Annotated in this window: 22 protein-coding genes; 16 read left to right on the top strand and 6 right to left on the bottom strand. The window is 66.0% G+C overall.

The genetic code is table 11. The features are described 5' to 3' along the window. Window positions 1-273: 273 nt before the first annotated feature. Genes EJA05_RS12295 through EJA05_RS12280 form a run of 4 tightly spaced genes read left to right on the top strand, consistent with a single transcriptional unit; the run spans window position 274 to window position 4197 of the window. Complete coding sequence (locus EJA05_RS12295; protein ID WP_125858432.1) at window positions 274-1299, top strand: ABC transporter substrate-binding protein; 1026 nt, start codon at window positions 274-276, stop codon at window positions 1297-1299. Continuing rightward, a complete protein-coding gene (locus EJA05_RS12290; RefSeq protein ID WP_125463844.1) occupies window positions 1296-2213 on the top strand; it encodes an ABC transporter permease in 918 nt (305 codons plus the stop codon). Before EJA05_RS12295 ends, EJA05_RS12290 begins: the two co-directional genes overlap by 4 nt. A 6-nt stretch (window positions 2214-2219) precedes the next feature. Next, window positions 2220-3029: an ABC transporter permease gene (locus tag EJA05_RS12285; protein ID WP_110996573.1), complete on the top strand. Its 810-nt coding sequence runs from the start codon at window positions 2220-2222 to the stop codon at window positions 3027-3029. 19 nt (window positions 3030-3048) lie between these two features. Beyond that, entirely contained in the window at window positions 3049-4197 is a 1149-nt protein-coding gene (locus EJA05_RS12280) for an ABC transporter ATP-binding protein (protein WP_125858431.1), read from the top strand. Window positions 4198-5279: 1082 nt separating this feature from the next. Here EJA05_RS12280 and EJA05_RS12275 read toward each other — a convergent pair. Beyond that, the gene (locus tag EJA05_RS12275) at window positions 5280-6032 is read right to left on the bottom strand and encodes an anti-sigma factor family protein (RefSeq protein WP_125463841.1); all 753 of its coding nucleotides are present in this window, start codon (window positions 6030-6032) and stop codon (window positions 5280-5282) included. Further along, complete coding sequence (locus tag EJA05_RS12270; protein ID WP_125858430.1) at window positions 6029-6547, bottom strand: sigma-70 family RNA polymerase sigma factor; 519 nt, start codon at window positions 6545-6547, stop codon at window positions 6029-6031. Before EJA05_RS12270 ends, EJA05_RS12275 begins: the two co-directional genes overlap by 4 nt. 132 nt (window positions 6548-6679) lie before the next feature. Between EJA05_RS12270 and EJA05_RS12265 the strand changes: the two genes are divergently transcribed. From EJA05_RS12265 to EJA05_RS12245, 5 genes are all read left to right on the top strand, one after another. Continuing rightward, window positions 6680-7726: a catalase family peroxidase gene (locus EJA05_RS12265; RefSeq protein WP_125858429.1), complete on the top strand. Its 1047-nt coding sequence runs from the start codon at window positions 6680-6682 to the stop codon at window positions 7724-7726. Continuing rightward, window positions 7723-8256, top strand: a complete 534-nt coding sequence (locus tag EJA05_RS12260; RefSeq protein ID WP_125858428.1) for a cytochrome b — start codon at window positions 7723-7725, stop codon at window positions 8254-8256. Before EJA05_RS12265 ends, EJA05_RS12260 begins: the two co-directional genes overlap by 4 nt. An 85-nt stretch (window positions 8257-8341) precedes the next feature. Then, complete coding sequence (locus EJA05_RS12255; RefSeq protein ID WP_125858427.1) at window positions 8342-9547, top strand: MFS transporter; 1206 nt, start codon at window positions 8342-8344, stop codon at window positions 9545-9547. 79 nt (window positions 9548-9626) lie between these two features. Continuing rightward, window positions 9627-10172 carry a cupin domain-containing protein gene (locus EJA05_RS12250; RefSeq protein ID WP_110995475.1) on the top strand — a complete coding sequence of 182 codons (546 nt, stop codon included), beginning with the start codon at window positions 9627-9629 and terminating at the stop codon, window positions 10170-10172. A gap of 7 nt (window positions 10173-10179) precedes the next feature. Further along, a complete protein-coding gene (locus tag EJA05_RS12245) occupies window positions 10180-10461 on the top strand; it encodes a DUF7693 family protein (protein ID WP_125858426.1) in 282 nt (93 codons plus the stop codon). Here EJA05_RS12245 and EJA05_RS12240 read toward each other — a convergent pair. Both EJA05_RS12240 and EJA05_RS12235 read right to left on the bottom strand, forming a co-directional pair. Continuing rightward, complete coding sequence (locus tag EJA05_RS12240) at window positions 10458-11051, bottom strand: 2-hydroxychromene-2-carboxylate isomerase (RefSeq protein ID WP_125858425.1); 594 nt, start codon at window positions 11049-11051, stop codon at window positions 10458-10460. The two genes, EJA05_RS12245 and EJA05_RS12240, sit on opposite strands and share 4 nt — an antisense overlap. A 26-nt stretch (window positions 11052-11077) precedes the next feature. Further along, window positions 11078-11809, bottom strand: a complete 732-nt coding sequence (locus EJA05_RS12235) for an SDR family oxidoreductase (protein ID WP_125463834.1) — start codon at window positions 11807-11809, stop codon at window positions 11078-11080. Between the two features lie 89 nt (window positions 11810-11898). Here EJA05_RS12235 and EJA05_RS12230 point away from each other — a divergent pair, with 89 nt between their 5' ends. Both EJA05_RS12230 and EJA05_RS12225 read left to right on the top strand, forming a co-directional pair. Further along, window positions 11899-12462, top strand: coding sequence for a TetR/AcrR family transcriptional regulator (locus EJA05_RS12230; protein ID WP_125858424.1), 564 nt, complete (start codon window positions 11899-11901; stop codon window positions 12460-12462). Beyond that, window positions 12449-13042, top strand: coding sequence for an eCIS core domain-containing protein (locus EJA05_RS12225; protein WP_125858423.1), 594 nt, complete (start codon window positions 12449-12451; stop codon window positions 13040-13042). The genes EJA05_RS12230 and EJA05_RS12225 overlap by 14 nt, the downstream gene beginning before the upstream one ends. Before the next feature lie 446 nt (window positions 13043-13488). Here EJA05_RS12225 and EJA05_RS12220 read toward each other — a convergent pair whose 3' ends face one another. After that, a complete protein-coding gene (locus EJA05_RS12220; RefSeq protein ID WP_125858422.1) occupies window positions 13489-14463 on the bottom strand; it encodes a GlxA family transcriptional regulator in 975 nt (324 codons plus the stop codon). Window positions 14464-14564: 101 nt separating this feature from the next. Here EJA05_RS12220 and EJA05_RS12215 point away from each other — a divergent pair, with 101 nt between their 5' ends. Further along, a complete protein-coding gene (locus tag EJA05_RS12215) occupies window positions 14565-15176 on the top strand; it encodes a LysE family translocator (RefSeq protein WP_125858421.1) in 612 nt (203 codons plus the stop codon). 71 nt (window positions 15177-15247) lie between these two features. On the opposite strand, the gene EJA05_RS12210 is transcribed toward EJA05_RS12215, so the two are convergent. Then, window positions 15248-15706: a YbjN domain-containing protein gene (locus tag EJA05_RS12210; RefSeq protein ID WP_125463829.1), complete on the bottom strand. Its 459-nt coding sequence runs from the start codon at window positions 15704-15706 to the stop codon at window positions 15248-15250. A gap of 188 nt (window positions 15707-15894) precedes the next feature. Between EJA05_RS12210 and glcD the strand changes: the two genes are divergently transcribed. The 4 genes from glcD to EJA05_RS12190 are packed head-to-tail and all read left to right on the top strand — an operon-like array spanning window position 15895 to window position 20070. Next, the gene (gene glcD / locus EJA05_RS12205; protein ID WP_125858420.1) at window positions 15895-17394 is read left to right on the top strand and encodes a glycolate oxidase subunit GlcD; all 1500 of its coding nucleotides are present in this window, start codon (window positions 15895-15897) and stop codon (window positions 17392-17394) included. Beyond that, window positions 17394-18440: a glycolate oxidase subunit GlcE gene (gene glcE / locus EJA05_RS12200; protein ID WP_125858419.1), complete on the top strand. Its 1047-nt coding sequence runs from the start codon at window positions 17394-17396 to the stop codon at window positions 18438-18440. Before glcD ends, glcE begins: the two co-directional genes overlap by 1 nt. Before the next feature lie 9 nt (window positions 18441-18449). Continuing rightward, complete coding sequence (gene glcF / locus EJA05_RS12195; protein ID WP_125858418.1) at window positions 18450-19679, top strand: glycolate oxidase subunit GlcF; 1230 nt, start codon at window positions 18450-18452, stop codon at window positions 19677-19679. After that, complete coding sequence (locus EJA05_RS12190; RefSeq protein ID WP_125858417.1) at window positions 19672-20070, top strand: heme-binding protein; 399 nt, start codon at window positions 19672-19674, stop codon at window positions 20068-20070. The genes glcF and EJA05_RS12190 overlap by 8 nt, the downstream gene beginning before the upstream one ends. The last annotated feature ends 2 nt before the right edge of the window (window positions 20071-20072 follow it).

Below are 20072 nucleotides of genomic sequence, written 5' to 3'. Positions count from 1 at the left end.
TGAGGATGCCGCCTGGGCCGGCGCAATCGCGGGGCAAGCCCGCTCCCACGGGTTTTTCGTTCAGGAATGCGATTGAGTGATGGCCGGTCGCCCATCCCTCTTGCGAAAAGTTTGGAATACCATAATATGATATCCCGTAGACCTTGAATTCTTCGGCCGTACCTACAATCACAAGACGGCCACGCGACACACAGTGAAAGCAGCTCCCCGAACACTATTGGCGGGCGCACCACCGGCCCCGCCTCGAATAACAAAAGCAACGAGGGCGTAACCATGCTGTTGAGCAAACGAGTAACCGCAGTGCTGTCCGCCAGCCTGCTGACCCTGGCCTGCCAGGCCACCCAGGCGGCCGACAGCCTGAACTTCGTCAGCTGGGGCGGCACCACCCAGGATGCGCAGAAAGCGGCATGGGCCGAACCTTTCAGCAAAGCGTCCGGGATCAAGGTCGTGCAGGACGGCCCCACCGACTACGGCAAGCTCAAGGCCATGGTCGAAAGCGGCAACGTGCAGTGGGACGTGGTCGACGTCGAAGCCGACTTTGCCCTGCGCGCCGCCAGCGAAGGCCTGCTCGAACCCCTCGATTTCAACCAGATCAAGCGCGACAAGATCGACCCGCGCTTCGTCTCCGACCATGGCGTCGGCTCGTTCTTCTTCTCCTTCGTGCTCGGCTACAACGAGGGCAAGCTCGGCGCCAACAAGCCGGTGGACTGGTCGGCCCTGTTCGACACCAAGACCTACCCCGGTAAACGCGCCCTGTACAAATGGCCCAGCCCCGGCGTGCTCGAACTGGCCCTGCTGGCCGATGGCGTAGCTCCCGACAAGCTCTACCCGCTGGACCTGGACCGCGCCTTCAAGAAGCTCGACACCATCAAGCAGGACATCGTCTGGTGGGGCGGCGGCGCCCAGTCGCAGCAACTGCTGGCCTCGGGTGAAGCCTCGCTCGGGCAGTTCTGGAACGGCCGTGTATATGCCCTGCAGCAGGACGGCGCGCCGGTCGGCGTGAGCTGGAAGCAAAACCTGGTCATGGCCGATTTCCTGGTCATCCCCAAAGGCGCCAAGAACAAGGACGCGGCCATGAAGTTTCTGGCCAACGCCAGCAGTGCCGAAGGCCAGGCCGAGTTCGCCAACAAGACTGCCTATGCACCGGTGAACGTCGACAGCGTTGCCAAGCTCGACAAGGACCTCGCCAAGAACCTGCCGACCGCCTACGCCCAGGACCAGGTGACCCTGGACTTCGCCTACTGGGCCAAGAACGGCCAGGCCATCGCGGCCCGCTGGAATGAGTGGCTGGTCAAATGAAAGTCGCCATCAATGCCCTGCACAACGCGCAAGGTGCCCCCAGCGGCACCGGCGCGCCACGGGCGGACGACCGCCGCCCGCCCCTGAGCCAACGCTGGCGCGGCAGCCGCAACCTGCTGCCGGCCCTGCTGTTTCTTGGCCTGTTCTTCTTCGCCCCGCTGATCGGCCTGTTGCTGCGCGGTGTACTGGAGCCGGTGCCGGGGCTGGGCAACTACGAGCAGTTGTTCGCCAACTCGGCCTACGCCCGGGTGCTGTTCAACACCTTCTCGGTAGCGGGCCTGGTGACCCTGATCAGCGTGCTGCTGGGTTTCCCGCTGGCCTGGGCGATCACCCTGGTGCCCAAGGGCTGGGGCCGCTGGCTGCTGAACATCGTGCTGCTGTCGATGTGGACCAGCCTGCTGGCGCGCACCTACTCCTGGCTGGTGCTGCTGCAGAGTTCGGGGGTGATCAACAAGGTGTTGATGGCGCTGGGCATCATCGATGCGCCGCTGGAGATGGTGCACAACCTCACCGGCGTGGTGATCGGCATGAGCTACATCATGATCCCGTTCATCGTGCTGCCGCTGCAGGCGACCATGCACGCCATCGACCCGATGGTGCTGCAGGCCGGTTCCATCTGCGGCGCCAGCCCCTGGACCAACTTCTGGAAGGTGTTCCTGCCGCTGTGCCGCTCGGGGCTGTTCTCCGGCGCGCTGATGGTGTTCGTCATGTCCCTCGGTTACTACGTGACGCCGGCCCTGCTGGGCGGCGCGCAGAACATGATGCTGCCCGAGTTCATCATCCAGCAGGTGCAATCGTTCCTGAACTGGGGCCTGGCCAGTGCCGCTGCAGCCCTGTTGGTGCTGATCACCCTAGTGCTCTTCTACCTGTACCTGAAACTGCAGCCGGAATCCCCGGTCGGTAACGCGAGGTAATCCGCCATGCTGCTGTCACCCAATGCCATGAGCCGCCCGTTGCGCACGGGCCTGTACCTGACCACCGGGGTCATCGCCGCGTTCCTGCTGCTGCCGGTGGTGTTCATCATCCTGCTGTCGTTCGGCTCGTCCCAATGGCTGGTGTTCCCGCCGCCGGGCTGGACCGTGAAATGGTACGTGCAGTTCTTCTCCAACCCCGAGTGGATGGACGCCGCGCTGGCCAGCCTCAAGGTCGCCGTACTGACCACCTTCGCCGCCGTGGCCCTCGGCCTGCCCACCGCGTTCGCCCTGGTGCGCGGCCGCTTCCCGGGCCGTGAGCTGCTGTACGGCCTGTTCACCATGCCGATGATCGTACCGCTGGTGATCATCGCCGTGGCGGTGTACGCGCTGTTTCTCAAGCTGGGCTACACCGGCACGCTGTTCGCCTTCGTGGTCAGCCACGTGATCGTCGCCCTGCCCTTCACCATCATCTCGATCATCAACTCGCTGAAGCTGTTCGACCAGTCGATCGAGGATGCCGCGGTGATCTGCGGCGCCTCGCGCCTGCAGGCGATCGTCAAGGTGACCTTCCCGGCGATCCGCCCGGGGATGATCGCCGGCGGCCTGTTCGCCTTCCTGGTGTCGTGGGACGAGGTGGTGCTGAGCGTGATGATGGCCAGCCCCGACCTGCAGACCCTGCCGGTAAAAATGTGGACCACCCTGCGCCAGGACCTCAGCCCGGTGATCGCCGTCGCCTCGACGCTGCTGATCGGCCTGTCGCTGCTGGTCATGGTCATTGCCGCCGCCTTGCGCCGGCGCACCGAAAACAACGCCTGAGCGCCCGGAGAAAACAACAATGAGTGCAGTGATCAAAGACGACGCGCCGAACAAGACCCTGGTCAGCCTGCGCGGCTTGAACAAGCACTACGGCGACTTCACCGCCGTGGACAACCTCGACCTGGAGATCCAGGACGGCGAGTTCCTCACCTTCCTCGGCTCCAGCGGCTCGGGCAAGTCCACCACCCTGTCGATGCTGGCCGGGTTCGAGACCCCCAGCAGCGGCGAGATCCTGGTGGACGGCCAGTCGCTGGTCAACGTGCCGCCGCACAAGCGTGACATCGGCATGGTGTTCCAGCGCTACTCGTTGTTCCCGCACCTGAACGTGCGCGACAACATTGCCTTCCCCCTGGCCATCCGCAAGCTCGGCGCGGCCGAGACCAACAAGCGCGTGGACGCCATGCTCAAGCTGGTACAACTGGAGAAGTTCGCCCATCGCAAGCCCTCGCAGATGTCCGGCGGGCAGCAGCAGCGGGTGGCGATCGCCCGGGCGCTGGTGTACGAGCCGCGCATCCTGCTGATGGACGAACCGCTCGGCGCACTGGACAAGAAACTGCGTGAAGACCTGCAGGACGAGCTGCGTCAGTTGCACCGTCGGCTGGGGATCACCATCGTCTACGTGACCCACGACCAGGAAGAGGCGATGCGCCTGTCCCAGCGCATCGCCATCTTCAGCCACGGCAAGATCGTCGGGCTGGGCACTGGGTATGACCTGTATCAGAACCCACCGAACGCGTTTGTCGCTTCGTTCCTGGGCAATTCCAACTTCCTGCGGATCAAGGCCAGCAGCCATGGGGCTGGGGCTTTCGAGGGACAGCAGCTGGCGATTCGCCTGACCCCGGGGCTGGCCGCCGAGCAGGATGCGCTGATCATGGTGCGGCCGGAGAAGGCCCTGGCTTTGACTGTCGAGCAGGCTACGCGCGAGCCGTTGCCGGCGGGGTGGAACGAGGTGGGTGCCACGGTGGGTGAGGTGCTGTTCCTGGGTGAAAGCCAGACCTGCCATGTGGTGACCCAGGGGGGCACGGAGATGACGGTCAAGGCGCTGTCGGCGGCGGGGATGCCGATGCGGGCGGGGGATAAGGTCAAGGTGCGGTGGGCGGTGGCGGATGCCTGTGTTTATACCGAATGGGCGGAGAGTGATTTGAGTAAGGGGGCTGGGGCGCATTGATTTTGGCTTTGGCTTTGGCTTTGGCTTCGGCTTCGGCTTCGGCTTCGGCTCGGCTTCGGCTTCGGCTTCGGCTTCGGCTTCGGCTTCGGCTTTCAGAGTGTTTGTTTTGATAGATGCATGCGCATTCGGCGGCGATGGCGACTGTTAGTCACCTTTCCGCCCTTACGGCGGCCTACTTTGGTCTTGGCCAAAGTAGGCAAAGCCGCCTGCTCCCATCATACGGCCCCTGCGCTGCGCTCCGGGGTCCCCTCGCTCCGGTGCCTTCCGGGCCCGCGCGGCCTACGACTTGCTGCGCAAGTCTACATCTCGCGCCTTCGGCTTACGCCGAAGGGTGCTGCGCACCAGGGCCCTCCAGTCACCTCCACTCGGCCTCCTGAAGTCGCAATTTGTGTTGCCTGGACTATTGCGCGCTTAGAAGCAAAATCAAAAACAGATCAAGAGCAGATCAAGAGCAGATCAAGAGCAGTGATACGGCTATATATTTGGCTGTTGTTTATGTATTGTTTGTTCGAGCCCAATGAACTTGCACGATCATTGTAGGAGCGGCCTTGTGTCGCGAAAGGGCTGCGCAGCAGCCCCGGCAATCTATGTGGTAACGCTGGGGCCGCTTTGCGGCCCTTTCGCGGCACAAGGCCGCTCCTACAGGTACAGCGCAATGCAATCCAGAGCTCCCAACCAATCCAACTAGCGACAGCTAACGCCAACCCAGGCGCCGCCCCTAACTTCGCGACTTCAGGAGGCTGAGCGCAGGCGTCTGGAGGGCCCTGGTGCGCAGCACCCTTCGGCGTAAGCCGAAGGCGCGAGATGTAGACTTGCGCAGCAAGTCGGAGGCCGCGCGGGCCCGGAGGACGCCGGAGCGAAGGGACCCCGAAGCGCAGCGTAGGGGCCGTATGATGGGAGCGAGCGGTTTTTGGTTACTTTTTTCCAAGAAAAAAAGTAACCCGCCGTAAGGGCGGAAAGGTGACTACGCGTCGACATCGCAAATGAATGCGCATACAACTTCCAAAACCAACTTCCAAAACCAACAACCAACAACCAACAACTAGCAACTAGCAACTAGCAACTAGCAACTAGCAACCCACTCACAAACTCAGATTCAAAGCCCGCCGCAAAGCCTCCCCCCGACTATCATCCACCGCACTGACCAACGCAAAATTGTAGTCCCCATGGGACCAGTACCGCGCCTCCAGCCCCCCATCGGTACGCTGCCCACTGGGCATCCGCTCGAACCGCTCACCAGGCGAGCGCAAGAACAGACTGATCCGCTGCCCCTGGCCATCCTCGAACACCAGCAGCGCCGCCGGCCCCACCTCGTTGCTCAACAGCCGCGCCCCCACCGGCTGAAAGCCGTACCCACTCAGATCAGGCAACTGCCCCACCCGATTGAAATGCCGCCCCAGCCAAGCCTGCAGCCGCCCCGGATCACTCGCCTGAATATCGAGCGTGGACGCCTCGGCAAACATCCGGTGCGCCTGCACCGCATCGGCCATGGGCAATCCAGCGACTACCAAGGTCGCCTCCCGCGCCTTCCAGCCCCCGAGCCCACCCAATCCCACCGCCAGCACCAAAACCGCCGCCGAGGCCAGCCGCCGCTGCCGACGCTGACGCAGGCGACGGCGCAGCGGGGCAAGATCCAGTTCAGGGTCCACAGGGCGCTCGGCAAACCCCGCCAGAGCCGCCCGCAGCCGCCGAGCATCGTTGCGCCAAGCCTCGATCCGCGCTGCCTCCTGCGGGTTGGCTGCCAGCCAGGCCGCCACTTCCGCCCGGCGCTCAGGCGTCAGGCGTTCGTCAATGTAGGCATGAAGTTCATGCTCGGTGGGGATCAGACGGGTCATTTGAGTCTCCGCAGGGACGTTGGCGCCGGGTTGCCCTCGGTCAGTTCACGCAAGGCGGCGCGGGCGCGCGACAGGCGCGACATCACCGTGCCGATGGGGATACCCAGGGTTTCGGCGGCCTCCTTGTAGCTCAAACCCTCGACGCTGACCAGCAACAGCAGCGCCCGCTGCTCGGCCGACAGCCGCGCGAACGCCTGCAGGTCGGCCTGGGCCAGCACGATGCTCTCGGTATCACCGCCCAGCGACTCCTCGGCCTGGCTGCGGCCGAACCAGGCCAGCCAGCGCGCATGCAGGCGTTCGCGGCGTTTGCCGTCGAGAAACAACCGGTAAAGGATGGTGAACAGCCAGGGCCGCAGGCTGTCCATCTCGCGCTGCTGGCCACGCCGGCTGAGGGCGCGTTCAACCGTGGCCTGGACCAGGTCGTCGGCGCTGCTGGCTTCGCGGGTCAGCCACAGGGCGAAGCGGCGCAGGCGTTGCAGCAGCTCGCGCCATTGATGGTCGTCCAGGTCGTGCATGGTCGGGTTCCAGGCCCCAATGGGCAGTCAGTGTAAGTGGCAGACGGCGCAAGCGAAAATCTATTCCCTGATCTGGAATAAAAGAGTGGGCCATCCGTCGTACCGGCTCATTCACCGCCACCGGATCGCCCCATGAACACCCCCTTGCACGGCCCCGCCAAAGCCCTGCGCCTGGCCGCCATCGGCGTCACCCTCGCCGCCCTCGGCGCGGGCTTCGCCTATGCCGCTGGCTGGATCGGCGCCGCCAGGCTCACGCCCCAGCGCATCATCGACACCTTTGAAGCCCAGGCCGGCCATCACCCCGGCTACCGGAAAAACCACGCCAAGGGCCTGTGCGTCAGCGGTTACTTCCAAAGCAGCGGCCAGGCCGCGCCGTTTTCCACGGCCCGGGTGTTCAGCCAGCAGAAGGTGCCGGTGATCGGCCGCTTCGCCATCGGCGGCGCCAACCCGTTCGCCCCGGACACCGCGGTGCCGGTGCGCAGCCTGGCCATCGAGCTCAGCAGCGATGACGGCCAGGTCTGGCGTACTGGCATGAACAACCCGCCGGTGCTGGCAGTCAGCACGCCCGAAGCCTTCTATGACCAGGTGCTGGCCAGCACCCCGGTTCCTGCCACCGGCAAGCCCGACCCGGCCAGGCTCCAGGCGTTCTTTGCCGCCCACCCGGAAAGCGCAGCATTCCGCCAATGGGCGGCGGCCTACAAACCCAGCGACAGCTTTGCCAGTACCGCCTACAACAGCATCAATGCCTTCCGCCTGATCGACGCCCGCGGCAACAAACACCCGGTGCGCTGGACGCTGGAGCCACAGACGCCGTTCGCCGCCTTGCCCGCCCAGGTCGATGACAAGCAGTTCCTCCAGCACGACCTCGCCCAGCGCCTGGCACAAGGCCCGTTGCGCTGGACCCTGCGCCTGACCCTGGCCGAGCCTGACGACCCGGTGGACGACCCGGCCCGCCCCTGGCCCAGCGAGCGCAGCAGCATCGACGCCGGCACCCTGGTGCTGGAGCGGGTGGACGGCCCCGAACAGGGTGCCTGCCGCGACCTCAACTTCGACCCATTGATCCTGCCCCACGGCATCGAAGCGTCCGACGACCCGATCCTCGCCGCCCGCTCGGCGGCCTACTCAGTGTCGTTCAACCGCCGCAGCCATGAAGCCCTGAGCGAAGGAGCCCACCCATGACCCCCGCCGCTTTCCACCCCCTGGCCCGCCTGGTGCACTGGCTGATGGCGGTGCTGATCCTGGCCATGTTGTTCATCGGCGTGAGCATGGTCAGCAACCTGTCCACCCACCATCCAGTGATGGTCGAACTGCACAAGGCCACCGGCCTGGCCCTGCTGGTGCTGGTGCTACTGCGTATCTGCCTGCGCCTGAGCCTGCCGCACCCGCCGCTGCCGCGCGACCTGCCCGCCATTCAACGCCTGGCCGCCGGCGCCTCGCACCTGCTGTTGTACGCCCTGATGCTGGCCATGCCGCTGCTGGGCTGGGCGATGCTTTCGGCGGGCGGCTATCCACGCCCGCTGCAGTTACCAGCCATCGCCCCCCACGACCTGCAACTGTACGCGGTGCTGCGCCAGGCCCACGGTTGGGCCGGCTACCTGTTGTTCGTCACCGTGCTGGTGCACCTGGGCGCGGCGCTGATGCATGCCCTGGTGCGCCGCGACGGCGTGTTGCGTAGCATGTGGCCCGGCCCGTTGCGCCGAGGTGAATGAACACCGGCGGCCGCGCGGGATCGACAGATGTAAATAATTATTACTAACATCGGTGCTTATTCTGCCGAACTGCCACGGACTGCCCATGAACCTCGCAAAGGACCCTGCCACCCTCACCCCGGCCAGCACCCTCGACCTGCGCCCGCTGCTGCTGGTCAACATGGCCTGCACCCTGTCGATGATGGCCTTCGTTGCCCTGATCGGCCCGATCGCACGCCTGCTGGGCATGGCCACCTGGCAGGCCGGTGCGGCGGTCACCGTGGCCGGCGTGGTCTGGGTGCTGCTGGCCCGGCCCTGGGGCCGCGCCGCCGATCGCCTCGGCCGGCGCCGGGTGCTGCTGTTGGGCAGCGCCGGGTTCACCCTGGCCTACTGGCTGCTGTGTCTGTTCATCGACGGCGCCCTGCGCTGGTTGCCCGGAGCCACCCTGGCGTTCATCGGCCTGATGCTGACCCGCGGCCTGATCGGCGCCTTCTACGCGGCGCTGCCAGTGGCCGGCAATGCCCTGATCGCCGACCATGTCGAACCGCAGCGCAGGGCCCGGGCCATGGCCTCGCTGGGTGCCGCCAACGCCGTCGGCCTGGTGCTCGGCCCGGCCTTGGCGGCACTGCTTTCGCGCTACAGCCTGAGCTTGCCGTTCTACGTGCTGTCGGTGCTGCCGGCCACGGCGTTCGTGGTGCTGCTGTTCAAGCTCAAGCCACAGCCGCTGCCCCAGCGCCATGCGCCAAGCCCGGTGCGGCTGTCCGACCCACGCCTGCGCCGGCCGCTGCTGGTGGCCTTCAGCGCCATGCTCAGCGTGACCGTGTCGCAGATCACCGTTGGCTTCTTCGCCCTCGACCGCCTGCAACTGACCGCAAGCGAGGCCGCCCAGGCGGCCGGTGTGGCGCTGACCAGCGTGGGCGTGGCGCTGATGCTGGCGCAGGTGCTGCTGCGTCAGCTCGAATGGCCACCGCTGAAGATGATCCGCGTGGGTGCCAGCGTTTCCGGGCTGGGCTTTGCCGCCGCGTCCTTTGCCGCCAGTGCGCCATGGCTGTGGGCAGCGTTCTTCATTGCCGCATTCGGCATGGGCTTCGTATTCCCGGCCTTCTCGGCCATGGCGGCCAATGCCATGCACGCCTCGGAACAGGGTGCTACCGCCGGCTCCGTCGGCGCCGCCCAGGGCATGGGCGCGGTGATCGGGCCCTTGGCCGGCACGCTGGTGTATGCCGTCGATCCGCGCTTGCCGTTCCTGGCCGTGGCCGCCTTGTTGTTGCTGGTCGGGCTATGGCCCACACCAGCCGACAATCGCCACTGACACGCACAGCGCGCAAGCAGGCAGAGTGTGTTTTAATGCGTCGCCCATTATTTTTTACACCTCTGCAAACAAGGCGGCTATGGACACGGGGACACGACTCAAACTGGTGCGTGAACGCAACAACCTCTCGCAACGGGAACTGGCCCGTCGCAGCGGCCTGACCAACTCGACGATCTCGCAGATCGAACAGAACCGCGTCAGCCCCTCGGTCAGTTCCCTGAAAAAACTGCTCGAAGGCATCCCGATGTCCCTGGCGGAATTTTTCAGTTTCGACGAGCCGGTGCGCGAAGAACGCTTCGTGTTCCGCGGCGGCGAACAGCCCGACCTGGGCCGTAACGGCCTGCGCATGCTGCTGGTCGGCGCCAGCGTCGAAGGCCGGCAGATGCGCATGCTGCGCGAGCTGTATGCCCCCGGTGCCGACTCCGGCGAGCCGATCGTGCATGCCGAAGGCGAAGAGTGCGGCCTGGTCACCCGCGGCACCATGGAACTGTGGGTCGACGGCCAGGTGAGCATCCTCAACGCGGGCGACGGCTACTACATCCCCACCACCCTCGCCCACAGTTTCAAGAATATCGGCCCGGACGAGGCCGAGATCATCAGCGCCAACACCCCGGCGAACTTCTGATTACGCGATGCCCCTGGTCAGCAGCCGTGAAGCCTACCAGTGCCTGCGCGACGCCGCCCTCGGCGTTGCGCCGCTGGAGATCATCGCCCGCGACGCGGAGGTGGCCGTGTGCATCGAGGGCTGGCGTTTGAGCCTGGCCCTGGACGACGAAGGCCTGGCCCATTGCAGCCAGTGCGCAAGCCCCGACGGGCGCCAGGGCGCGCTCGAGGATTGGCACCGTTACGGCACCAACCCCGTCGACCACCTGAGCCTATGGGAACGCCAGCGCATCGAACAGCTGCTGGCCTAACGCGCCAAGGCCTCCTCGACAAAGTCCAGACGGTCCTGGCCAAAGAACATCTGCTCCCCGACAAAACAGGTCGGCGCGCCAAACACACCGCGTGCCACGGCTTGCCCGGTGGCGTCTTTCAACGCTTGCTTGACCTCGTCCTGCACAGCCAGCCCCAACAGCACCTCGGGATCGAACCCCCCTTCCTTCAGCGTTGCTTCGAGCACTGCCGCATCCGACAGGTTGCGCTGCTGCCTCCACATTCCCTCGAACAACACCTTCAACAACGCCTCGAAACGTTCCGGCGCCCGCAATTGCGTGCCAATGACCCCACGCATCAGGTTCAAGGTGTTGGCCGGAAACCCCGGCGGCAGCCCAAACGGCACGCCATAGCGGTCGGCAAAACGCTTGAGGTCGATGAACATGTAGCGCCCTTTGGCCGGCACCATCGCCGGCGAAGCGTTGCCGGTGGCCTGGAACACCCCGCCCAGCAGCATTGGCCGGTACAGCAGCTGCGCATCGTAACGCGCGCACAGTGCGGGGAGCTGGGTCCAGGCCAGATAACTGGCCGGGCTGCCCAGGTCGAAATAGAACTCAACGGTCTTGCTCATACGGCAGTCCTTTCTTCAGGGAGGGGTTACCAGCGCTCGATCCACGGCCGCAGGTCCAGCTCGAAGGTCCAGGCATCACGCGGCTGGGCGTGCAGGAACCAGTAGCTGTCGGCGATATGCGCAGGGTCGAGGATGCCGTCCTGGTCCTTCAGCGCATAACGTTCAGGGAAGCTGTCGCGGATGAAGGCCGTGTCGATGGCACCATCGACTACTACATGGGCAACATGGATGTTCCGTGGCCCTAGCTCCCGCGCCATGCTCTGGGCCAGGGCGCGCAGGCCATGCTTGGCCCCGGCGAAGGCCGCGAAGCCGGCGGCGCCACGGGTGCCGGCAGTGGCACCGGTAAACAGGATGGTGCCCCGCTCACGCTGGACCATGCGCCGTGCCACCGCTTGCGCGGTAAGGAAGCCGGCGAAGCAGGCCATCTCCCAGATCTTGAAGTACTTGCGCGGTGTCTCATCGAGGATGCTGCAAGGCACATTGGCGCCGATATTGAAGACAAACGCCTCGATCGGGCCGATATCGCGCTCGATGGTCTCGATCAATTCGGCCACTTCTTCTTCCTTGCGCGCATCTGAGCCAAAGCCATGGGCCTGCCCGCCTGCGGCGCGGATCTCGTCCAGCAACGGCTGCAGCTTCTCGGCCTGGCGCCGGGTCACGCAGGCGGTGTAGCCCTCACGGGCGAAGCGCTTGGCAATTTCGCCGCCGGTGGCATCCCCCGCACCGATCACCAGCACGACCTTTTGTTGTTCTGCCATGGACCTCTCCATTGATGAATGATCGTTTAGTAAACGAACGCTATGCTACGATCACGCCATCGTCAAGCCAGCGCAACGAGGTCCTGTGCATGCGCTACTCCACCGAACACAAGCAACAGACTCGCGAGAAACTGCTGGCCAGCAGCGGCGCGCTGGCCAAGCGCGGCGGCTTCGCCAGCACCGGCGTGGCCGGGTTGATGAAGGCCATCGGCCTGACCGGCGGCGCGTTCTACAACCATTTCCCGTCCAAGGACGACCTGTTCACCGAGGTGGTCCGCCGCGAGCTGTGCAACAGCCCGCTGGCGCGCCAGGCCAACCGCAGCCCCGACCGCGCCCGGCTCAAGCGCCTGCTCGAGCAGTACCTGACCCTCGCCCACCTGCACAACGCCGAAGGTGGCTGCCCACTGCCGCCACTGGGCGTGGAGATCGCCCGTGCCGAACGCCCGGTGCGCGAGGAGGCCGAGCACTGGCTGGTGGAACTGCACCAGGCCTGGAGCGACACCCTTAAGGACCCGCAACTGGCCTGGGCACTGCTCAGCCAGTGCGTCGGGGCGCTGGTGGTCGGGCGCATGCTCGCCAGCGAACAGGTGCAGGCACAGGTGCTGGAGGCCAGTCGCGCGCTGGTCGGCAAGGTGTTCGATGAAGATTGCTAGCACCCTGCTCGGCCTGCTGCTTGCACTCCCCGCCGCCGCCCAGCAAAGCTGCCCCACAGGGCAATACCAGGTGTGCCTGGTGGTGTGCTTCTGCGCCCCGCTCGACCCCAACCAGGGCGGGCAGGTGCTGCAGGATGTCGAGCGCATGGCCACCGCCAGCCTGGTGTTTGCCCTGCGCCAGGCCCGCGATGACGCCACCAACAAAGGCACCCAGCCGATCCCGCTGCATATCCGTGCCCAGCTCGAAACCTGGTACGACTTCGCCGTGCTCGATACGGTGCGCTATCGGGTAGGCGATGAGCAGCAGGTCAGCGCCGCCAACGCCATGCTGCAGAACCCCGATGTGAACGCCGTGACCCTGATCGACACGGTGATCTTCCGCAACGCAGCCGATGCCGAGGACAACGTGGCGCTGTGGGCCCACGAGCTCAAGCACGTGCAGCAGTACCAGGAGCTGGGGGTGGAGGAATTCGCCCGGCGCTATACCCGCAATTACGATGACCTGGAGGGGCCGGCCTACGCCATCGAGGCGCAAGTGGCCAAGGCATTGCGCGAGCGCGCAGCGGGTGGTGCGCGTTAGCCTGTTCGTACAGTCAAACCGCTGCCACATACATGTCTCACGCCATGCACCAAGGCGGGCAACCATGGCCTCACAGGCATAATTGGCCCGAAACAAACTGTGGGAGCGGGTTTACCCGCGAAGCGCCGCGCGGGCGGCGCTCGATCTTGAGAGCGCTGAAGATCTGTCGCCCTACACCTGGTGGCCCACATGCGGTTTCAAGACAGGCCCTTGGGCACCACACCGTGGCCCTGAGTAATCAGGATTCGGTAATGGCCGCCAGGTGCATGGCGGGAGACTGAGTGAAGGCCGCCAGGTGCCTGCCGGTGTTTTTGCAGCGCCTATGAGATCGAGCGCCGCCCGCGCGGCGCTTCGCGGGTAAACCCGCTCCCACAGTTTGTTTCGGGCCAATTATTCCTGTGCAAGTACCGGTGCCTGCCTTGGTGCATGCCTTGATTAATCAGTGGCTAATCCGACGCGCGACTGCTGCGCAATGCCGACGCCGTACAACCAAAGCGCCGCCTCACCCACTTACCCAGGTAACTCCCATCCCCCAAACCCACCTCCTCGGCAATCTGCGCCAGGCTGTGGCTGCCGTTGACCAACCGCCAGCGCGCCTGCTGCAGCCGCAATTCCAGCCACCAGGCCTTGGCACTCATGCCGTGGCTGGCCTGGAACTGGCGGTCGAGCTGGCGCCGGCTGATGCCCAACTGCGCCGCCAGTTGCTCGATCGAAAGCCCCGATGCCAGGTGATGGCGCATCAACGCAGTGGCCCGCTGCACCTGGCGACCGTGCCCCGGCCCTGCTTCCAGCGAGCGCAGGGCATGACGGCTGTCGCGACTCTCATCCACCAGCATGTCGGCCAGGCCCTTGAGCGCCCGGGCCCGGCCACTGGCGCGGGCGATCAGCTCCACTGCCAGGTCAATGGCTGCAGTCCCTCCCGCGCAGGTGATACGGCTGCCGTCCATGCAATACAGCTGCTCGGTCAGTACCTGCACCCTGGGGAACGCAGCACGAAACTCGGCCTCGTGGCGCCAGTGCACCACCACCTTGTGCCCGTCCAGCACACCGCAGGCGGCCAGCAGAAACACCCCGTTGTCGACGCCCACCAGCTTCACCCCGGCCTTCACCGCCTGTTTCAACAGGGCCCGGTAACGCGGGGCAAGCGCAACCGTGGCCCCCGCACTGCGCCCGCCAAACAGCACCAGATAGTCGTAATCGCGCCAAACCACCTGTTCGGCACTGGCTTCGACCTGCACCACCGCACCACTGCTGGATGCCACGGGTGCCGCGTCCAGCCCCAGCACGGTCCAGCTGCAATAGCGCTGGCGGCTGTAGTCCTCGTCGTCGGCGGAGAAGCGCAGCTTGTCGAGAAAGGCGCCAAACGGCAGCAAGGCGAACTCCGGCACAGGCAGGATCAGCAGGCGCAAGTCAGGGGTCATGCAGAATGTCCAGATATTACCGTCAGATGTCCGGATCATACCCCTAAACGCCACCCGCCCAGCCCTACACTGGCGCCCTGCAAACCCACAAGGCATACCCCATGGCACTCGACACCTGGCTCATCTACCTGCTCGCCAGCATCGGCCTGTCGCTGACCCCAGGCCCCAACAGCCTGCTGGCGCTGACCCACGGCGCGTTATATGGCGCGCGGCGCACACTGTTCACCATCGTCGGCGGGGTGTTCGGCTTCAGTGCCCTGATCGCCCTGGCCATGTTCGGCCTGAGCGCCCTGCTGCAGGCCTCGGCCCAGGTGCTGACGGTGCTCAAATGGGTCGGCGGCGCCTACCTGGTGTGGCTGGGCATCCAACTGTGGCGCACCCCAGCGCTGCACCTGGAACTCAACGCGGACAGCGCCCGCTTGGGCAATGCCGGATTGTTCCGTCAGGGCTTCCTGTCGGCCATGGCCAACCCCAAGGTGCTGCTGTTCTATGGTGCCTTCCTGCCGCAGTTCATCGACCCGCAACGCGGCCTGGCGCTGCAGTTCGTGGTGATGGCGGCGACCTTCGCCAGTGTCGAGTTTGTGGTCGAATACCTGCTGGCGCGGCTGGCTTATCGCATCCGGCCGTGGCTGAGCAAGGGCGGCAAGGGCTTCAACAGGTGCTGCGGCGGGTTGTTCGCACTGATCGGTGTGGCGCTGCCGTTGGGGCGTTGAAGCAAGCAGCAACTGCGCGTTGAGAGCTAGCTCTCAACGCGCAGTTGCCCGTCAGGGATTGCGCCGTTTCACTAGGCGCTCTGGGTTTCTACCTGCTCGGCTTGCGCGGCATGGCGGCTGAAATCGCGCAGGTAAGTAATGAATTCCTGCAACAGGCGATCCCACAACTGCAGGTGGTTGAGCAAGTGTTTGGCAGTGACCCCGTCGCTGACCAGCACATCAAGCTCCATCACCAGGAACTCGCCCTGCCGATACAGGCGGGCGAAACGCCGTGACGTGCTCCAGTGCTCCACAACGCCCTCGGGCAGTTCACCCTGGATGCGCAAAGCACAGCTGAAGGTGAAGTCGAGGAACTGCCCTTCGATCGCCCCTGGGTTGCCCAGGCGCACGGCAAAGCCGATCCCCTGGCTGGCACTGAGCAGTTGCACCAGCCCGTTCTGCTCGCTGCGGTTTACGCGCAGGCCGGCGTCCTGCAGCAGGCTGGTGAGGGTTTCGACGTTCACGCTTTCGATCAGGGCTTGTTCAGTCATGGTCTTGCTCCTTGTGGTGTCGATAAATCATTGCCAGGCGCGTACTTGCGCCGCATCGAACTGTGTCTGGTATAGCTGAACGCCTGGGATTTGCGTGATTTCTTCGAATTTCGCCCCCATCAGCCGCTACGCTTGCTGCTTGATCCCAAACGTGCCGGACAACAACAAGAACCCGCCGAGTGAGCCGCATGAACATCCTTTACGACGAGCGCATCGATGGCCCGCTGCCGGCCGTGGACAAAGCCGCGCTGCTACAAGCCCTGCGCGACGCCCTGCCCGACCTTGAGGTCCTGCACCGCAGCGAAGACCTCAAGCCCTACGAATGCGACGGCCTGTCGGCCTACCGCACGGTGCCACTGCTGGTGGTGCTGCCCGAGCGCCTGGAGCAGGTGCAAGCCCTGCTGCAACTGTGCCACCAGCGTGGCGTGCCGGTAGTGGCGCGCGGCGCCGGCACCGGGCTGTCCGGCGGTGCGCTGCCGTTGAGCCAGGGCATCCTGCTGGTGATGGCGCGTTTCAACCGCATCCTTGAAGTCAACCCGCAAGGGCGCTTCGCCCGGGTCCAGCCCGGGGTGCGCAACCTGGCGATCTCGCAGGCGGCGGCGCCCTTCGGGCTGTACTACGCGCCCGACCCGTCCTCGCAGATTGCCTGCACCATCGGCGGCAACGTCGCCGAAAACGCCGGTGGCGTGCACTGCCTCAAGTACGGCCTGACCGTGCACAACCTGCTCAAGGTGGACATTCTCACGGTCGAGGGCGAACGCCTGGTACTGGGCAGTGATGCCCTCGACAGCCCGGGTTTCGACCTGCTGGCGCTGTTCACCGGCTCCGAGGGCATGCTCGGCATCGTCACCGAGGTGACCGTCAAGCTGCTGCCCAAGCCCCAGGTGGCGCGGGTGCTGCTGGCCAGCTTCGACTCGGTCGAGGACGCCGGCCGCGCGGTGGCTGACATCATCGCCGCCGGCATCATCCCCGGCGGCCTCGAGATGATGGACAACCTGGCAATCCGCGCCGCCGAGGACTTCATCCACGCCGGCTACCCGGTGGACGCGGCAGCCATCCTGCTGTGCGAACTCGACGGCGTAGAGGCCGACGTGCAGGACGATTGCGCGCGGGTCGATGCCTTGCTGCGCACGGCCGGCGCCCGTGAAGTGCGCCTGGCCTGCGACGAAGCTGAGCGGGTGCGCTTCTGGGCCGGGCGCAAGAATGCCTTCCCGGCGGTGGGGCGCATTTCGCCGGACTACTACTGCATGGACGGCACCATCCCCCGCCGCGAGCTGCCCCGGGTGCTCAAGGGCATCAGCGAGTTGTCGGCGCAGTACGGCCTGCGGGTGGCCAACGTGTTCCACGCCGGCGACGGCAACATGCACCCGCTGATCCTGTTCGACGCCAACCTGCCCGGCGAGCTGGAGCGGGCCGAGGCCATCGGCGGCAAGATCCTCGAACTGTGCGTGGCGGTGGGCGGCAGCATCACCGGCGAGCACGGGGTGGGCCGCGAGAAGATCAACCAGATGTGCGCCCAGTTCAACAGCGACGAAATCACCTTGTTCCATGGGGTGAAAGCCGCCTTCGACCCGCAAGGCCTGCTCAACCCCGGCAAGAACATCCCCACCCTGCAGCGCTGCGCCGAATTCGGCGCGCTGCACGTGCACCACGGCCAACTGCCCTTCCCTGACCTGGAGCGTTTCTGATGGGCCGCGACATCAGCCAGGACCTGCTGGAACAGGTCAACCAGGCGCTGAGCCTGGGCACACCGCTGCGTATCCAGGGCGGCAACAGCAAGGCCATGCTCGGGCGCCCGGTGGCCGGGGAAATCGTCGACACCCGAGGCCACCACGGCATCGTCAGCTACGACCCGACCGAGCTGGTGCTCAGTGCCCGCGCCGGCACGCCGCTCTGCGAAATCGAAGCCGCACTGGATCAGGCCGGGCAGATGCTGCCCTGCGAGCCGCCGCACCTGGGCCCTGAGGCCACGCTCGGCGGCATGGTCGCGGCGGGGCTGTCCGGGCCACGGCGGCCCTGGGCCGGGGCGGTGCGCGATTACGTGCTTGGCACGCGGCTGATTACCGGCCACGGCAAGCTGCTGCGCTTTGGCGGCGAGGTGATGAAGAACGTCGCCGGCTACGATGTGTCGCGCTTGCTGGCCGGCAGCTTCGGCTGCCTGGGGCTGCTCACCGAAGTGTCGCTGAAGGTACTGCCCCGGCCGCGCCAATGCCTGAGCCTGTGTTTGCCGATGGACAGCCGGCAGGCCTTGGCCGCACTGGCCGAGTGGGGCCAGCAGCCGCTGCCGATCAGTGCTGCCTGCCATGACGGTGAAGCCCTGTACCTGCGCCTGGAGGGTGGCGAAGGCTCGGTGCGTTCGGCCCGCGAGCGGCTGGGTGGCGACGCGGTCGACAACCAACTGTGGAGCGACCTGCGCGAACAGCGCCTGCCGTTTTTCGACGACCCGGCGCCGCTGTGGCGCCTGTCGGTGCCCAATACCTGCGCCCTGCTCGACCTGCCGGGGCGGCAATTGATCGACTGGGGCGGCGCGCAGCGCTGGCTCACCTCCAGTGCGCCGGCGCAGGTGATCCGTGAGCAGGTGGCCAAGGTCGGCGGCCATGCCACCGCCTATGCCCCCGGCGATGACAGCACCGCGCCGTTGCCGGCGGCGCTGATGCGCTACCACCAGGCACTGAAACGGCAACTCGACCCCCAGGGCATCTTCAACCCTGGCCGCCTGTACCCGGACCTGTGAGGCCACGCCATGCAAACCCACCTGAGCGATGCCGCCAAGCAGTTGCCCCGCGCTGAAGAGGCCGAGAGCATCCTGCGGTCCTGCGTGCACTGCGGCTTCTGCACGGCCACCTGCCCCACCTATCAATTGCTCGGCGACGAGCTGGACGGGCCACGCGGGCGCATCTACCTGATCAAGCAGGTGCTCGAAGGCGAGCCGGTGACCGCCAGCACCCAACTGCACCTGGACCGCTGCCTGAGCTGCCGCAATTGCGAGAGCACCTGCCCTTCCGGGGTCAAGTATCACGACCTGCTCGATATCGGCCGCGCCGTGGTCGAACAACAGGTGCCGCGCCCGCTGGGGCAGCGGCTGTTGCGCGAAGGTTTGCGCGCCGTGGTGCCGCACCCGGCCGCGTTCAAGGCCCTGGCCAAGGTCGGGCAAACCCTCAGGCCGCTGCTGCCGAACGGCCTCAAGGCCAAGTTGCCTGCCCAGGTGCACCACGCCGGCCAGCGCCCGGCGCCCCGCCACCCACGCCGCGTGCTGCTGCTCGAAGGCTGCGTGCAGCAAGCACTGTCGCCCAACACCAACGCCGCCGCCGCGCGCCTGCTGGACCGCCTGGGCATCAGCGTCGAGCCGGCCCGTGAGGCTGGCTGCTGCGGCGCCGTGGACTATCACCTGGATGCCCAGGCGCAAGGCCTGCAACGCGCCCGGCACAACATCGACGCCTGGTGGCCGGCCATCGAAGCCGGCGCCGAAGCCATCGTGCAAACCGCCAGCGGCTGCGGTGCCTTCGTGCGCGACTATGGCCACCTGCTCAAGGACGATGCGCGCTATGCCGCAAAAGCAGCCCGGGTCAGCGCCCTGGCCCGCGACCTGGTGCAGCTGCTGCAGGCCGAGCCGCTGGAGCAGTTGGGCCTGTGTACCGAACAGCGCCTGGCCTTCCATTGCCCCTGCACCTTGCAGCACGCCCTCAAACTCGGCGGTGCCGTGGAAAGCCTGCTGACCCGCCTGGGTTTCCACCTCACCAGCGTGCCCGACGGCCACCTGTGCTGCGGCTCGGCGGGCACCTACTCGCTGACCCAGCCGGCGCTGTCGCGCCAGCTGCGTGACAACCGCCTGGCGGCCCTGGAAAGTGGAAAACCTGCGATCATCGCCACCGCCAATATCGGCTGCCAGCTCCACCTCGACGGCGCCGGTCGCACACCGGTACGGCACTGGATCGAAATTGTCGAAGACGCCCTGGAGGCACCCCATGCATAGCAAACCCGTACTCGACCAGGCGGACGTCGCCCGGCTGCTCGCCGCCGCCCGCCAGCACGCCCAGACCCAACAGTGGCCGGTGACCATCGCCGTGGTCGACGACGGCGGCCACCCGCTGGCCCTGGAGCGCCTGGACGGCTGCGCCCCGGTCAGCGCCTACATCGCCATGGAGAAAGCTCGCACCGCGGCGCTGGGCCGCCGGGAGTCGCGCGACTACGAGCAGATGGTCAACGACGGGCGCACCGCCTTCGTCACCGCGCCGCTACTGACCAGCCTGGAAGGCGGCGTGCCACTGCGGGTGGAGGGCCAGGTGGTCGGCGCGATCGGCGTGTCGGGGGTCAAGTCCGGGCAGGATGCCGAAGTGGCCAAGGCTGGGGCACAGGCGCTGTGATG

Origin of the sequence: Pseudomonas oryziphila, assembly GCF_003940825.1 — a bacterium.
GTDB classification, from domain to species: domain Bacteria; phylum Pseudomonadota; class Gammaproteobacteria; order Pseudomonadales; family Pseudomonadaceae; genus Aquipseudomonas; species Aquipseudomonas sichuanensis.
This window is presented reverse-complemented; position numbering and strand designations above follow the sequence as displayed.